We start from the raw sequence: 13657 nt of genomic DNA, 5'->3' as shown, positions 1-13657 counted from the left end.
CGGCGGACCACCCTCACCGTGCTTGACTCTCGACCTGGTCGAGGGACCAGGTCTCCGGGTGTGGAGAGCACGATGGGCGGTATCGGGGAGATGGCCCGGGACAGCGGCCTGTGCGTGAGCGCCCTGCGGTTCTACGACCGGGCCGGTGTGCTGGTGCCGGCCCGCGTGGATCCGGTCACCGGCTACCGCTGGTACGAGCCGGGGCAGCTCGGGGAGGCCCGGCTGCCGGCCCGGCTGTGCCGGGCCGGTATGCCGCTGGCCGACGTCCGGCTGGTCCTGGCCGGCTGGTCCTGGCCGGCTGGTCCGGCGCCGGCGCCGGCGGCGACCCGGTCCGCGGCCTCCTTCAGGCCCATCTGCACCGGCTCGAACAAGGGCCGGCCGAGGCCCGCGCCGAGTTCTCCGCGCTCCGAGACCTGCTCGACCACCGGGAGAACCCCATGACTTCGCCCAGCACCACCGGGATCCGGCTGTCCGTCCCGGCGCCCGAGCCGGCCGCCGCGCTGGACGGGGTGCGGTTCGCGGGCGGCACCGATCCCGAGTTGCCGGTGCTCGGCGGCATCTGTTCGACCTCGGCGCCTACGGCCTGCGGGTCGTGGCCACCGACCGCCACCGTATGGCCGTGGCCCGGGTGCGGTCCGCCACCCTCGACCGCTCCCCCGTCGGTTCGCACGTCGACGACAGCCCCGAGCAGGTCGTCGTGCCCGCGCCGCTCGCCGACGCGATGCGGGCACTGCTGACCGGTGCGGAACCGGTCCGGTTCACGGTGACGGGCAGCCGGGTGACGCTGGAGGCAGGAGACCGGCAGACGGCCGGCCAGTGCCTGCCGCACGACTTCCCCGACCACCGGCGGCTGGTACGGCTGCCGCCGGGGCGACGGCTGGTGCGGCTGCCGCCGGGGCGACGGCTGGTGCGGCTGCCGCCGGGGCGACGGCTGGTGCGGCTGCCGCCGGGGCGACGGGTCCTGGTCGACACGGCGGAGTTCCGGCAGGCGCTGAAGCCCCGTCCGCCCGGGCGGGACGCACGAGCCGGACGGCGCCTCCTCCGACATCAGCCTGCTCGAGGTGACGGACGACGGGACGTCACCGTGTGCGAGGAAGCCGGCGGTGACGGCGGGCGCGTCGCCGTCGGCCGGGGCTGGCTGCTCCCGGCTCTCGCCGCGGGCGCCCGGGAGACACTCGTGCCGGAGTTCGGCCGCCCCACGGCGCCGCTCGTGGTCCGCCGCCCCGACGACGACACGTTCTCGCTGCTGATGCCGGTCCGATGGGATGACTGACGCCAGGTCGGGTGCGGCATTCGTGCAATGCCGTACCTCACGTGCTGGTTACAAAGCCCTCAACCCCTGGTGGCCGGGCGGTGATCCGGCGACGATGGGAGCATGACACTGGCCCAGCGCGCCCTTCAGCGGCTGCAGGCCTGGCCCGACCTCACGGCCGGGCCGGCCACCTGCGGTACCGGGCAGGCGCTCCGCTCTGCACGCGACGAGATCGCCCACTTCCATTCCGACCGGGATGTGGATCTGCATCTCACCAGCCGGATCATCCAGCGCTTCCACTACGACCTCGGCGGATCCAGCGCGATCCGGCTGGTGCCCGGATCCCGCTGGGTGACGGTGCATCTGGACTGCGAGGCCGACGTGGACCTGCTGCTGAGCCTGGTCAGCATCGCGCTCAAGGCCCATCAGACGCGGCCGGACCCGGAGCCGCCGACGGGGTGCAACTTCCTCCGCGTCACCGTGCTGCCCCGCGACGGCGTCCGCTGAGCCGGACCCGGGACAGGCACCCGGTACTCGGCCCCGGGCAGCAATCCGTACCCGGACGCGTGCAACCCCTTCGCAACCTTCCCCGTGCTGCCATGCACGGCATGCAGGACACATACGAGGAGACGCCGCGTGTCGAGCTCACCCCGGCGGCGGCGCGGCTGCTGCGACGACTGCGCGCGGAGCACGGTCCGCTGATGTTCCACCAGTCCGGTGGCTGCTGCGACGGCAGCGCCCCCATGTGCTACCCGGCGGGCGAGTTCCGCACCGGCGAGGCCGACGTCCTCCTCGCGGAGCTGGACGTCGAAGGGGTCGGGGAACCGGTCACCTTCTGGATGTCCCGCAGCCAGTACGCGGTGTGGAGCCACACCCGGCTGATCGTGGACGTCGTCGAGGGCCGGGGCAGCGGCTTCTCGCTGGAGGCGCCCGAGGGAGTGCGTTTTCTCATCCGTTCTCGCGTCGTCGGCGCCTAGCCACCCGGAGGACCCCCACGGTCTGGTGCACTTCCCCTGGATCCTCGGTCGGTTGACGAGACGTCAGGGAGTGGCTCAGGAAATGGTGACCGGCACACCGGGTCAGAGGCGCCGGCGCATCCGGCGGCGGGCGGGCAGAGAGGTACTCGCACTGCTGGCGGCGCTCGGACTGCTGACCGGTGCGGCCCTGGTGGGGGCGGCGCCGGCCGGTGCCGCGCAGCGGGCCGCAGATATCGCGCCGGGAGTGACGTACGAGGAGTTCGACATCCAGGCGGCGCAGGGGACGACCCATGCGCATCTGCTGCGGGCCGATCTGCGCGATCCGCGGGTCCGGCTCGGGCTGCTGTACCCGGGAGCGGTCGCCGCCAGGGCACCGGTCTCACAACTGGCCGACCGACAGGGGGCCGTGGCCGGTGTCAACGGCGACTTCTTCAACATCACCGAGGTGCAGCACCCGGGCGTGCAGGCGACCGGCGCGAGCGTGGGGCCGGTGATCGCGCGCGGCCGGGCACTGAAGGCGGCGGTGCCGAACGGCCAGCGGTTCGGGCCCGCGCTGCCGCCCGGCACGACCACCGAGGACGTGATCGGGGTCGGCCGGGACCGGCGGGCCAGGCTGGACCGGCTGGTGCTGGACGGCTCGGTCCGCATCCGTCAGGCCCGGCTGCCGCTGGGCGGATTCAACCAGTACGCGCTTCCGGTGGGATCGATCGGGGCGTTCACCAGCGCATGGGGCGGCGCCTCCCGCGTCCGGGCCACCTGCGGCACGGACACGGACCGGGCCGCACCGTGCAGCACGGACACCTACGAGGTGGCGGTCCGCGGCGGACGGGTCGTCTCCGCCTCCGGCACCCCGGGAGCCGGCCGGATCGCACCGGGCACCACGGTGCTGGTCGGCCGGGAGGCCGGAGCCCGCCTGCTGCGCAAGGTCCCGGCCGGGGAGCGGGTGCGGGTGCAGCACCGGCTGGTGGCGTCCGGCTCCCGGGTGCCGTACCGGTTCGCGCTGGGCGGCTACCCTCTGCTCGCGGGCGGCCGGCCGCTGCCCGGCCTGAACGACCGCACCTCCGCCGTACGCACCGCCGTGGGTCTCGCGGACGGCGGGTGGCGGGTGCTGCTGCTGGCGGTCGACGGCTCACCCGGGTACCGCACCGGGCTGACCGTCGCCGAGGTCGCCCGCACCCTGCGCGACCTGGGTGCGGAGGATGGTTTCAGCCTGGACGGCGGCGGTTCGTCCACGCTGGTCGCCCGGGCGCCGGGCGCGTCCGGGGTCTCGGTGCGCAACCACCCGAGCACCGGCGCCGAACGCCCGGTGCCGAACGGGATCGGGGTCTTCTCCGGGCGGTAGGGCGGCGGCCCGCCCGTCGTCAGGGTCTGAGACTTCCGACGATGTCCGCTGTCGCGGCCAGGCCGCTCTGGATGGTCGGCGCCATGCTGGTGCTGGCCAGGTAGAAGCCGAGCAGCATGCAGACCAGGGCGTGGGAGAACTTCAGCCCGCCGTTGCGCAGGAAGATCACCGCCAGGACCGCCAGCAGCAGCACCACAGAGATGGAAATCGCCATCGTCGGCCTCCTCCGCCACACCGCCATGTCCGGTTCATGGCGTTCGGCCGTAAGTGTGGCGCAGCGGAGGGTTCGTCCGGGCAGCTGACCTGTCCTCCGAACGTGTGGTTGTTCATCGGCGCCGCCGGGCCCGTGTGCGGCCCCGGCGGCAGAGGACGTGCCACGGCCGGCCCGCGGTCGGACCGCTCGCGCCTCCCCGTGGTACTAGGCCGTGCGACGGGCGTCCAGGAAGCCCTCCAGGCCGGCCAGGTCGTCGGTGTTGAGATGGTCCACTCCGGCTGCGAGCAGTTCGCCCCACAGGGCGTCACGGGCGGGTCCGGGCAGATCGGGGGTGGCCCAGAACCGGATCCGCCGACCGCGGGCGTGTGCCGCGCCGACGATGCCGTGCAGCTTGCGCCGCTCGGCCTCCGGGAAGGCGCCGACGCCCCGCCAGGTGAAGTGGTGCGTCCAGTTGTCGCTGATGAGCGGCGCGAAGGAGGCGGGCACGGAGCCGCCGAGGTCGGTGAGCCGGCCGTCGTAGAAGGCGCGGCGCACGCGCTGGGCCAGCATGGGGGCGCGGGCCGCCCGGTCGCCGGAGATCACGGCGGTGACGGCGCCGGGGTGTACCCGGCCGTGGGCACAGGTGGTGAGCAGGTGCCGGTAGCGCCGCAGATGCCGGTCGAGTTCGCGGTAGGTGGCGGCGCCCTCGGTCTTGATGTCGATGAGGAGCTGCAGCGGGCGGCGGTGACCGCGGTACACGGAGCCGCGGTGGGCGCGGACGCGCGCGACGAGCGGGTCGAGGTAGAGGGACTCCAGGGTGCGGGACGGGTCGAGGTCCTCCGGGTCGTGGGCGACCAGGAGCTGGTCGCCGACGAGGAAGATGTCGGCCTCGACGCTGCCGAAGCGGTGGTCGAGGGCGTCGAGGAGGGGACGGGGGTGCTCGTAGTCGTTGTGGGCGTGGGCGCGCCACAACGGGCGTGTGCGGTGGGGCCGTTCGCCCGCCAGCGCGTCGGCGGCGGGCAGGGCGACGGAGCCCGCGAGGGCGGCGCCGAGGGTGGTGAGGGCTCTGCGACGGGTCGTGGGGTCCATGCTCTGCCTCCCTGGTGGGCGTACGGGACCGATGCGAGTATGCGGTCCTGGACATGCCAAGGAGCAGGGCCGGGAGGGGAGTTGGCCGGACTGCCGTCCCTCGTTCATCTGGGTGGCGGCGGGCACACGGAAGAGCCCGCCCGGGGCAGGGCGGGCTTCTCGCGGGGTTCCGGAAGGGTTCGTTCAGGTGTCGGTCAGGGGGACCGCAGGTCGACCAGCCCGGCCAGCGCGGCGCGGTGGGCGCCCGCCGTACCGTGGGCGATGGAGTCGGCCTTGGCCCGCTTCAGATACAGGTGGACGGGGTGCTCCCAGGTCATCCCGATGCCGCCGTGCAGTTGCAGCGCCTCCTCGGCGGCGCGGACCGCGACGGGTGCCGCGTACGCCTGGGCGACCGCTACGGCCACGTCGGCGTCTTGGCCCGTGGCCAGCGCGTCGGCGGCGTTCCGGGCCGCCGCGCGCAGATGGACGACCTCCAGCCAGAGCTGGGCGAGCCGGTGCTTGAGCGCCTGGAAGGAACCCACCGGCCGGTTGAACTGCGTGCGCTCCTTCAGATAGCGGACGGTCTCCGTCAACGACCACTCGGCCAGGCCGAGCTGCTCGGAGGCGAGCAGTCCGGCGCCGGCCCGCAGGGCGCGTCGTACGGCGGGCTCGGCGCCGCCCAGCCGCTGTCCGGGGGCCCCGTCGAGGACGACCGTCGCCAGCGGCCGGGTGAGATCCAGGGAGGCCTGCGGGGTGACGGTGACGGTGGCGGCCTCGACGGCATAGAGACCGCCGTCGTTCGCGGGCACCAGCAGCACGTCGGCCACGGCCGCGTCCGCGATGCCGGTCAGCTCCCCGTGCAGTGCGCCGCCCTGTGCCCGTACGGTGGCGAAGGCCGCACCGGGCGCGGTGTGCAGGCCGACGGCGAGGGCGCCGATACGCCGCCCGGACGCCAGCTCGGCGAGCAGGTCGCCGACCGTCTCGCAGGCCAGCAGCGCCTCGGTGGCGACGACGGCACTGGTGAGGTACGGCACCGGAGCCGCGGCCCGGCCCAGCTCCTCCAGCACGACGGCGGCCTCGCGGTGGGTGGCGCCCTGGCCGCCCCGGTCCTCGGGGACCAGCAGGCCCGCGAGGCCCATGCCCTCGGTGAGGGACTTCCACACGGACAGGTCGTGCGGGGAGTCGGACTCGGTGCGCGCGATCACTCCCGCCGCGTCGCAGTGGTCGGTGAGCAGGTCCCGCACGGCGGCGCGGAGCGCCTCCTCCTCCTCGGAGTACAGCAGATCGGGGGTTGCGCTCATCGGGCCAGGTCCTTCCATGCGACGTCCTTGTCGGTGCGCGGCTCGGAGGGGAGGCCCAGGACCCGCTCGGCGACGATGTTCAGCAGGACCTCGCTGGTCCCGCCCTCGATGCTGTTGCCCTTGGAACGCAGATAGCGGTAACCGGCGTCGCGGCCGGTGAAGTCGACCAGCTCCGGGCGGCGCATGGTCCAGTCGTCGTACAGCAGGCCCTCCTCGCCGCGCAGCTCCACCTCCAGACCGCTGATCTCCTGGTTGAGGCGGGCGAAGGCCAGCTTCATGCCGGCGCCCTCGGGGCCGGGGTGGCCGGCCACCAGCTGCTGGCGCAGCCGCTCCCCGGTGAGCCGGGCGACCTCGGCCTCGACCCACAGGGTGAGCAGCCGCTGGTGCAGGTCGTGGGTGCGCAGTTCGGGGCGTTCGCGCCAGGTCCGGGAAACCGGGCCGATCATGCCGCCCTCGCGGGGCAGCCGGGCACCGCCGATGGCGACGCGTTCGTTGTTGAGCGTGGTCTGTGCGACCCGCCAGCCGTCGCCGGTCTCGCCGAGCCGCCGGGAGTCGGGGATGCGGACGCCGGTGAGGAACACCTCGTTGAACTCGGCCTCGCCCGTGATCTGGCGCAGCGGCCGGACCTCGACGCCCGGGTCGGTCATGTCGCAGACGAAGTAGGTGATGCCGCGGTGCTTGGGCACATCCGGGTCGGTCCGGGCGATGAGGATGGCCCAGCGGGCGAGATGGGCGCTGGAGGTCCACACCTTCTGCCCGTCGACCACCCAGTCCTCGCCCTCCCGCACGGCGCGGGTGCCGAGCGCCGCCAGGTCGGAGCCGGCGCCGGGCTCGCTGAACAGCTGGCACCAGACCTCCTCCCCGGTCCACAGCGGGCGCAGGAAGCGGCGCTTCTGCTCCTCCGTGCCGTACTGGAGGATGGTCGGGGCCGCCATGCCGAGGCCGATGCCGATGCGCCGGGGGTCGTTGTCCGGGGCGCCCGCCGCGGCCAGTTCGGCGTCGACGACGGGCTGGAGGGAGCGGGGGGCGCCGAGGCCGCCGAGGCCCTCGGGATAGTGCACCCAGGCCAGTCCGGCGTCGAACCGGGCCCGGAGGAAGTCCAGGCGGTCGGTGTCGGCCGGCGCCTTCTCGGCCAGCAACTCCTGTGTGCGGCGGCGGAGTTCCGCGGCGTCGGTCATGCGTCGGCTCCCTTCTCCAGGACGACGGCGACCCGGCCGGTGGTGACGCCGTCGGCGACCCGCTGCACGGCGGACGCGGCGCCCGTGAGCGGCACGCGCTCGCTGACCAGCGGCTTGACCGCACCCCGGGCGGCCAGTTCGGTGAGCTGCTCGTGGCAGTGCCGGACCAGCTTCGGGTTCTTGGTGTTGTACAGGCCCCAGTGCAGGCCGAGGATCGAGTAGTTCTTCACCAGCGCGTGGTTGAGCGCCGGGCTGGGGATGGTGCCGCTGGCGAATCCGACGACGACGATCCGGCCCTCGAAGGCGACGGCCTTGGCCGACTGGGCGTAGGCACTGCCGCCCACCGGGTCGTAGATCACGTCGGCGCCGCGCCCGCCGGTGGCCTCCTTCACGGCGGCGACGACGTCCTCGCTCTTGCGGTCGATCACCACGTCGCAGCCCAGCTCGCGGGCGACGGCGGCCTTCCCGGCGCCGCCCACGACGCCGATGACGGTGGCACCGGCGGCCTTGCCGAGCTGCACGGCGGCGCTGCCGACACCACCGGCGGCGGCGTGCACCAGCAGCGTCTCGCCGGCCTCCAGGCCGGCCCGGCGGTGCAGGCCGAACCAGCTCGTCTGGTAGCCGATGTGCAGGGCGGCGGCCTCGGCGTCGTCCAGGGCCTCCGGCGCGGGCAGCAGCGCGCGGGCGTCGGCGACGGTGTACTCGGCGAAGCCGCCGTGCGGCAGCGCCGGGTTGGCGAGCACGCGGCGGCCGTCCTCGGTCTCGCCGCAGATCTCCACACCCGGTGTGAACGGCAGTGGTGGCCTGACCTGGTACTCGCCCCGGCACATCAGCGCGTCGGGGAAGTTGATGTTCGCGGCCCGGACCCTCAGCAGGACCTGGCCGTCGCCGGGCGTCGGCGGCGCCACATCGGTGAGGCGCATCACCTCGCTCGGCTCGCCGTTCTCGTACACCTGCCATGCCTGCATGCGGGCCTCCACCGACTGCGTCGTCCGACCGGGTCCATCGCATACTAAGCGGTCGCTTGCCGAGAAGGGAACAGTCTCCGCGGGACCACCCGGGTCACGACCGGGCGGCGGGCCTCGCCCGAACGTGCATCCGCTCGCCCTGCGGCCCGAACAGACTCAGGAATTCCACCGGCCCCTCCCCCGTCGACCCGAACCAGTGCGGCAACCGCGTGTCGAACTCGGCCGCCTCCCCGGCGCCGAGCACCATGTCGTGGTCGCCCAGCACGAACCGCAGCCTGCCCGAGAGGACGTAGAGCCACTCGTACCCCTCATGGGTGCGCGGGTCCGGCTCCTCGCTGCCCTGCGGGATCAGCACCTTGAACGCCTGGAGCCCGCCGGGCTGGCGGGTGAGCGGCCAGTAGGTGCGGCCGTGGCGCACGATCGGCCGGGACCGCACCCGCGGATCACCGGACGGCGCAGCCCCGACCAGCTCGTCCAGGGCCACGTGATGGGCCCGTGCGATGGGCAGCAGGAGTTCCAGACTCGGCCTGCGCAGCCCGGACTCCAGGCGGGAGAGCGTGCTCACCGAGATGCCGGTCGTCTCCGAGAGCGCCGCCAGGGTGACCTCCCGCTCCTTGCGCAGCTGCCGCAGCCGCGGGCCCACGCCCGCGAGAACCTCGTCCGTCGTCATGCGCTCATTGCAGGACCGGCAAACTGGTTTGTCAATCCCGGCGGTCCTGGGTGACCGTCTGGCGTGGAGGTGGTCACATGACCGACAACCGTGACGAGAAGGCCGGCAGGGCCGGGCGGTACGAAGTGATCGTGGTCGGCGGCGGCGCGGCAGGGCTGTCCGCGGCGCTGGTCCTGGGCCGGGCGCGGCGGCGCGCCCTGGTCGTGGACGCGGGCGAGCCGCGCAACGCGCCCTCGCCCCATGTGCAGGGCTATCTGACCCGGGACGGCATCGCGCCGGCCGAGTTCCTGGAGCTCGGCCGGGCGGAGATCGCCGGGTACGGCGTCGAGCTCGTCCGCGACCGGGCGGTCGACGCCGTGCGCGAGGACGACGGCTTCGCCGTGCGGCTGGCCGGGGGCCGGACCGTGCACGCTCGGCGGCTGGTCGTCACGACCGGATTGAGGGACGAGCTGCCGGGGATTCCGGGAGTCGCCGAGCGGTTCGGCCGGGATGTGCTGCACTGCCCGTTCTGCCACGGCTGGGAGGTGCGCGACGAGCCCTTCGGGGTCCTGGCCGCGGGCCCGGTGAGCGTCCACCAGGCGCTGATGGTGTCCGGGTGGTCGAAGGACGTCACCCTGTTCCTGCACACCGTCGACCAGGCGGACCTGTCCGACCAGGATCTGCGCCGGCTGGCCGCGGCCGGTGTGAGGGTGGTGCCCGGCGAGGTCGCCGCGGTGCTGGTCGAGGACGACCGGGTCACCGGGGTGCGGCTGGCGGACGGGGCGGTGCACGACCGTTCGGTGGTGTTCGTGGCGCCGCGCCCGGTGCCGCAGACCGGTCTGCTGGAACGGCTGGGTGCCGAACTGCAGGACAGCCCGTTCGGCGCCTATCCGGTCGTGGACCCGACGGGCCTGACCAGCCTGCCCGGCGTGTGGGCGGCGGGCAACGCGATCGGCTTCTCGGAGCAGGTGGTGCACGCGGCCAGCGGCGGCTACCGCGCCGCCGCCGCGGTCGTCGGCGATCTGATCATGTCGGACCTGGACGCGGTCCTCGACGGCTGAGCCGCCGGTCCGGCGGATCCCGCCGCGGGCCGCGGGGGACCGGCCCCCGCGGCCCGCGGGGCGTGGAGTCGCCCCGGGCGGCCGTGCCGACGGCCGCCGGCTCCCCCTGCCCAGGGGCCGCCGGTCCGCTGCGTCCGGATCCGCCGGGCGGGTCCCCGGCGCGGGTGTGGGGCCGCCCGTCCCGGTGCACCATGGCTGCATGCTGCTCGCCCGGCTGGCCCAGGTGTCCCGGGAGGTCGCCGCCACGTCGGCGCGGTCCCGGAAGACCGCCCTGCTCGCGGAGTTGTTCCGGGAGACGGACCCCGACGACGTACCGGTCGTCATCCCGTATCTGGCGGGGCGGCTGCCGCAGGGGCGGATCGGCATCGGCTGGAAGGTGCTGAGCCGTCCCGTGGCGCCGGCCGGCGAGCCCGGGCTCACCGTGCGCGAGGTGGACGCCCGGCTGACCGAGCTCGCCGGAGTGTCCGGTACCGGCTCGCAGGCCGAGCGCTCCCGGCTGGTCGGGGAGCTGCTGGGCGCGGCGACCGGGGACGAGCAGCGGTTCCTGTTCGGACTGCTCACCGGCGAGGTGCGCCAGGGCGCCCTGGACGCGGTCGCCGTCGAGGGGCTGGCGCAGGCGACCGGGGCGCCGCCGGCCGGCGTACGGCGGGCGGTGATGCTGGCGGGCTCCCTGCAGACGGTGGCCGAGGCGCTGCTCGCCGACGGGCCCCCCGCGCTGGCCCGGTTCCGGCTCACCGTGGGCCGCCCGGTGCTGCCGATGCTCGCGCACAGCGCCTCCTCGGTGGCCGAGGCGGTGCAGAAGCTGGGCGCCGCGGCGGTGGAGGAGAAGCTCGACGGCATCCGGGTCCAAGCGCACCGCGACGGCGACACCGTCCGGCTGTACACCCGCACCCTCGACGACATCACCGACCGGCTGCCCGAGGTGACCGCGGCGGTGCGGGGGCTGCCGGGCGGGCGGTTCGTGCTGGACGGCGAGGTGATCTCCCTGGACCCCGGCGGGCGCCCCCGGTCCTTCCAGGAGACCGCCGGGCGGGTCGGGTCCCGGGCGGACGTCGCCACCGCCGCCCGGGCGGTCCCCGTCTCCCCGGTCTTCTTCGACGCGCTGTCCGTGGCCGGCCGCGATCTGCTCGACCTGCCGCTGGCCGAGCGGCACGCGGAGCTGGCCCGGCTGGTGCCGGAGCCGATGCGGGTGCGGCGCACTCTGGTGGCGGGGCCGCAGGACGTCGCCGCGGCGGAGGAGTTCCTCGCCGAGACGCTGGACCGGGGCCACGAGGGCGTCGTCGTCAAGGGCGTGGAGGCCGCCTACAGCGCCGGCCGGCGCGGCGCGTCCTGGCTGAAGGTGAAGCCCGTCCACACCCTCGACCTGGTGGTCCTGGCCGCCGAGTGGGGCCATGGCCGACGCACCGGGAAACTGTCCAACCTGCATCTGGGCGCCCGCGCCGCCGACGGCTCCTTCGCCATGCTCGGCAAGACCTTCAAGGGCATGACGGACGCGATGCTGGCCTGGCAGACCGAGCGGCTCGGCGCGCTGGCCGTCCGGGAGCACGGCTGGGGTGTGACCGTCCGCCCCGAACTGGTCGTCGAGATCGCCTACGACGGTCTGCAGCGCTCCTCCCGCTACCCGGCCGGTGTCACCCTCCGCTTCGCCCGCGTGGTCCGCTACCGCGAGGACAAGCGCCCCGAGGACGCGGACACGGTGCAGACGCTGCTGGCCGCCCACCCCGAGGTGACCGCGCCGTGAGGCGCAGCGCGGGCCTGCTGCTCTTCCGCCGCACCGACGAGGGGCTCCAGGTGCTGCTGGGCCACATGGGTGGCCCGTTCTTCGCGCGGCGCGACCGGGGCGCATGGACCGTTCCGAAGGGCGAGTACGAGGCGGACGAGCCGGCCTGGGAGGCGGCCCGGCGGGAGTTCCGGGAGGAACTGGGGGTGCCGCCTCCCGCGGGCGACGGGGCGCTGCCGCTCGGCGAGGTGCGCCAGTCCGGCGGCAAGCTGGTCACGGTCTGGGCGCTGGAGGCGGACCTCGACCCGGCGGCGATCACGCCCGGCACGTTCGTCATGGAGTGGCCGCCGCGTTCCGGGCGGACGCAGGAGTTCCCGGAGCTGGACCGGGTCGCGTGGTTCTCCCTGGACCGGGCCCGCGAGGTGATCGTCACAGCCCAGACCGCGTTTCTCGACCGGCTGGCGGAGCACTCGGCCTGACGAGCAGCCTGTCGCGTTGCGGCTCCCGCCACCGCGCGCGAAGGTCGGAGCACAGTCCGCTGCCAGGGAGGTCAGCCATGCCCATCGCGACGGTCAATCCGGCGAACGGCGAGACGCTCAGGACCTACGAGGCCATGGGCGAGGAGGAGATCGAGCGCCGGCTCCAGCTCGCCGAGGCCACCTTCCGCACCTATCGGACCAGCACCCTCGAGGAGCGGGCCGGCAAGCTGCACCGGGCCGCCGAACTGCTGGAGCAGGACGCGCAGGAGATCGGCCGGGTCATCACCACGGAGATGGGCAAGCCGGTCAGGCAGGCCCGCGCGGAGGCAGCGAAGTGTGCGAAGGCGATGCGCTGGTACGCCGACCACGCGGCCGGGCTGCTCGCCGACGAGGAGCCGGCCGAGGCGGAGGTGAAGGACTCCGGCGCCTCCCGGGTGCTGGTGCGCTACCGGCCGCTGGGCCCGGTGCTGGCGGTGATGCCGTGGAACTTCCCCCTGTGGCAGGTGGTCCGCTTCGCGGCCCCGGCGCTGATGGCGGGCAATGTCGGCCTGCTCAAGCACTCCTCCAACGTGCCGCAGACCGCGCTGTATCTGGAGGACCTCTTCCACCGGGCCGGCTTCCCCGAGGGCTGCTTCCAGACCCTGCTCATCGGCTCCGCCGCGGTCGACGGCGTACTGCGCGACGAACGGGTGCGGGCGGCCACCCTCACCGGCAGCGAGCCGGCCGGCCGGGCGGTCGCCGCCACCTCCGGAGAGATGATCAAGAAGACGGTGCTGGAGCTGGGCGGCAGCGACCCGTTCGTCGTGATGCCCTCCGCCGACCTGGACCGGGCCGCCGAGGTCGCGGTGAACGCGCGGGTGCAGAACACCGGGCAGTCCTGCATCGCCGCCAAGCGGTTCATCGTGCACTCCGACGTGTACGACGCGTTCACGGAGCGGTTCACCGAGGGCATGAAGGCCCTGAAGGTCGGCGACCCTCTGGAGGAGGACACCGACGTCGGCCCGCTCTCCACCGAGCAGGGTCTGGACGACCTGATGGAGCTGGTGGACGACGCGGTGCGCGGCGGGGCGGAGGTGCTGTGCGGCGGCGAGCGGCCGGACGGGCCCGGCTGGTACTACCCGCCGACCGTGCTGGCCGGCATCACCCGCGGGATGCGCATCCACCGCGAGGAGGCCTTCGGACCGGTGGCGACGCTGTACCGGGCGGCGGACCTGGACGAGGCGGTGCTGATCGCCAACGACACCGACTTCGGGCTGAGTTCCAACGTGTGGACCCGTGACGAGTCCGACGTCGACCGGTTCGTACGGGACCTGGAGGCGGGCGGGGTGTACGTCAACGGGATGACGGCCTCCCACCCGGCGTTCCCGTTCGGCGGGGTCAAGCGGTCGGGGTACGGGCGTGAGCTGTCCGGTCACGGAATCCGGGAGTTCTGCAACATCACCACGGTATGGCACGGAGCGTGAGCGTTG

15 protein-coding genes are annotated in these 13657 nt (G+C 74.1%); 9 read left to right on the top strand and 6 right to left on the bottom strand.

The window, feature by feature from the left end:
* Nucleotides 1-60 precede the first annotated feature (60 nt).
* The 5 genes from V5O46_RS31870 to V5O46_RS10630 all read left to right on the top strand — a co-directional run bounded on the left by V5O46_RS31870 (nt 61) and on the right by V5O46_RS10630 (nt 3571).
* Nucleotides 61-441, top strand: a complete 381-nt coding sequence (locus tag V5O46_RS31870; protein ID WP_408648956.1) for a MerR family transcriptional regulator — start codon at nt 61-63, stop codon at nt 439-441.
* A 151-nt stretch (nt 442-592) separates the two neighbouring features.
* Entirely contained in the window at nt 593-1273 is a 681-nt protein-coding gene (locus V5O46_RS31865; RefSeq protein ID WP_408648955.1) for a hypothetical protein, read from the top strand.
* 102 nt (nt 1274-1375) lie between these two features.
* Nucleotides 1376-1759, top strand: a complete 384-nt coding sequence (locus tag V5O46_RS10640; RefSeq protein ID WP_332884272.1) for a luciferase domain-containing protein — start codon at nt 1376-1378, stop codon at nt 1757-1759.
* A 101-nt stretch (nt 1760-1860) separates the two neighbouring features.
* A complete protein-coding gene (locus tag V5O46_RS10635; RefSeq protein ID WP_332884271.1) occupies nt 1861-2229 on the top strand; it encodes a DUF779 domain-containing protein in 369 nt (122 codons plus the stop codon).
* Between the two features lie 82 nt (nt 2230-2311).
* On the top strand, nt 2312-3571 hold the full coding sequence (locus V5O46_RS10630; protein WP_332884270.1) for a phosphodiester glycosidase family protein: 1260 nt from the start codon (nt 2312-2314) through the stop codon (nt 3569-3571).
* Between the two features lie 19 nt (nt 3572-3590).
* Here the strand turns inward: V5O46_RS10630 and V5O46_RS10625 are convergent, their stop codons facing one another.
* From V5O46_RS10625 to V5O46_RS10600, 6 genes are all read right to left on the bottom strand, one after another.
* Entirely contained in the window at nt 3591-3785 is a 195-nt protein-coding gene (locus V5O46_RS10625; protein WP_332884269.1) for a hypothetical protein, read from the bottom strand.
* A gap of 204 nt (nt 3786-3989) precedes the next feature.
* Complete coding sequence (locus V5O46_RS10620) at nt 3990-4853, bottom strand: phosphatidylinositol-specific phospholipase C/glycerophosphodiester phosphodiesterase family protein (RefSeq protein WP_332884268.1); 864 nt, start codon at nt 4851-4853, stop codon at nt 3990-3992.
* Between the two features lie 194 nt (nt 4854-5047).
* Nucleotides 5048-6133 (bottom strand): acyl-CoA dehydrogenase family protein, encoded by a 1086-nt coding sequence (locus V5O46_RS10615; RefSeq protein WP_332884267.1) that lies wholly within the window; start codon nt 6131-6133, stop codon nt 5048-5050.
* Complete coding sequence (locus V5O46_RS10610; protein WP_332884266.1) at nt 6130-7311, bottom strand: acyl-CoA dehydrogenase family protein; 1182 nt, start codon at nt 7309-7311, stop codon at nt 6130-6132. The genes V5O46_RS10615 and V5O46_RS10610 overlap by 4 nt, the downstream gene beginning before the upstream one ends.
* On the bottom strand, nt 7308-8279 hold the full coding sequence (locus V5O46_RS10605) for an NADPH:quinone oxidoreductase family protein (RefSeq protein ID WP_332884265.1): 972 nt from the start codon (nt 8277-8279) through the stop codon (nt 7308-7310). Before V5O46_RS10605 ends, V5O46_RS10610 begins: the two co-directional genes overlap by 4 nt.
* Nucleotides 8280-8373: 94 nt before the next feature.
* The gene (locus V5O46_RS10600; protein WP_332884264.1) at nt 8374-8949 is read right to left on the bottom strand and encodes a helix-turn-helix domain-containing protein; all 576 of its coding nucleotides are present in this window, start codon (nt 8947-8949) and stop codon (nt 8374-8376) included.
* 77 nt (nt 8950-9026) lie between these two features.
* On the opposite strand from V5O46_RS10600, the gene V5O46_RS10595 reads away from it, so the two are divergent.
* The 4 genes from V5O46_RS10595 (at nt 9027) to V5O46_RS10580 (ending at nt 13651) form a co-directional block, all read left to right on the top strand.
* Entirely contained in the window at nt 9027-9989 is a 963-nt protein-coding gene (locus V5O46_RS10595) for an NAD(P)/FAD-dependent oxidoreductase (RefSeq protein ID WP_332884263.1), read from the top strand.
* Nucleotides 9990-10188: 199 nt separating this feature from the next.
* The gene (locus tag V5O46_RS10590; RefSeq protein ID WP_332884262.1) at nt 10189-11730 is read left to right on the top strand and encodes an ATP-dependent DNA ligase; all 1542 of its coding nucleotides are present in this window, start codon (nt 10189-10191) and stop codon (nt 11728-11730) included.
* On the top strand, nt 11727-12188 hold the full coding sequence (locus V5O46_RS10585) for an NUDIX domain-containing protein (protein WP_332884261.1): 462 nt from the start codon (nt 11727-11729) through the stop codon (nt 12186-12188). The genes V5O46_RS10590 and V5O46_RS10585 overlap by 4 nt, the downstream gene beginning before the upstream one ends.
* Nucleotides 12189-12265: 77 nt before the next feature.
* Nucleotides 12266-13651 (top strand): NADP-dependent succinic semialdehyde dehydrogenase, encoded by a 1386-nt coding sequence (locus V5O46_RS10580; protein WP_332884260.1) that lies wholly within the window; start codon nt 12266-12268, stop codon nt 13649-13651.
* The last annotated feature ends 6 nt before the right edge of the window (nt 13652-13657 follow it).

The sequence above is a fragment of the Streptomyces poriticola genome, from assembly GCF_036689765.1.
Taxonomy (GTDB): domain Bacteria; phylum Actinomycetota; class Actinomycetes; order Streptomycetales; family Streptomycetaceae; genus Streptomyces; species Streptomyces poriticola.
Note: the sequence above shows the minus strand (reverse complement) of the source record. Positions and strands in the feature narration are given on the sequence as shown.

Coding starts and splice junctions, on each gene's coding strand:
- V5O46_RS10625 (WP_332884269.1), bottom strand. CDS start 3,785: ATGGCGATTTCCATCTCTGTGGTGCTGCTGCTGGCGGTCCTGGCGGTG.
- V5O46_RS10635 (WP_332884271.1), top strand. CDS start 1,861: ATGCAGGACACATACGAGGAGACGCCGCGTGTCGAGCTCACCCCGGCG.
- V5O46_RS10605 (WP_332884265.1), bottom strand. CDS start 8,279: ATGCAGGCATGGCAGGTGTACGAGAACGGCGAGCCGAGCGAGGTGATG.
- V5O46_RS10630 (WP_332884270.1), top strand. CDS start 2,312: ATGGTGACCGGCACACCGGGTCAGAGGCGCCGGCGCATCCGGCGGCGG.
- V5O46_RS10615 (WP_332884267.1), bottom strand. CDS start 6,133: ATGAGCGCAACCCCCGATCTGCTGTACTCCGAGGAGGAGGAGGCGCTC.
- V5O46_RS10610 (WP_332884266.1), bottom strand. CDS start 7,311: ATGACCGACGCCGCGGAACTCCGCCGCCGCACACAGGAGTTGCTGGCC.
- V5O46_RS10590 (WP_332884262.1), top strand. CDS start 10,189: ATGCTGCTCGCCCGGCTGGCCCAGGTGTCCCGGGAGGTCGCCGCCACG.
- V5O46_RS10595 (WP_332884263.1), top strand. CDS start 9,027: ATGACCGACAACCGTGACGAGAAGGCCGGCAGGGCCGGGCGGTACGAA.
- V5O46_RS10600 (WP_332884264.1), bottom strand. CDS start 8,949: ATGACGACGGACGAGGTTCTCGCGGGCGTGGGCCCGCGGCTGCGGCAG.
- V5O46_RS10580 (WP_332884260.1), top strand. CDS start 12,266: ATGCCCATCGCGACGGTCAATCCGGCGAACGGCGAGACGCTCAGGACC.
- V5O46_RS10640 (WP_332884272.1), top strand. CDS start 1,376: ATGACACTGGCCCAGCGCGCCCTTCAGCGGCTGCAGGCCTGGCCCGAC.
- V5O46_RS10620 (WP_332884268.1), bottom strand. CDS start 4,853: ATGGACCCCACGACCCGTCGCAGAGCCCTCACCACCCTCGGCGCCGCC.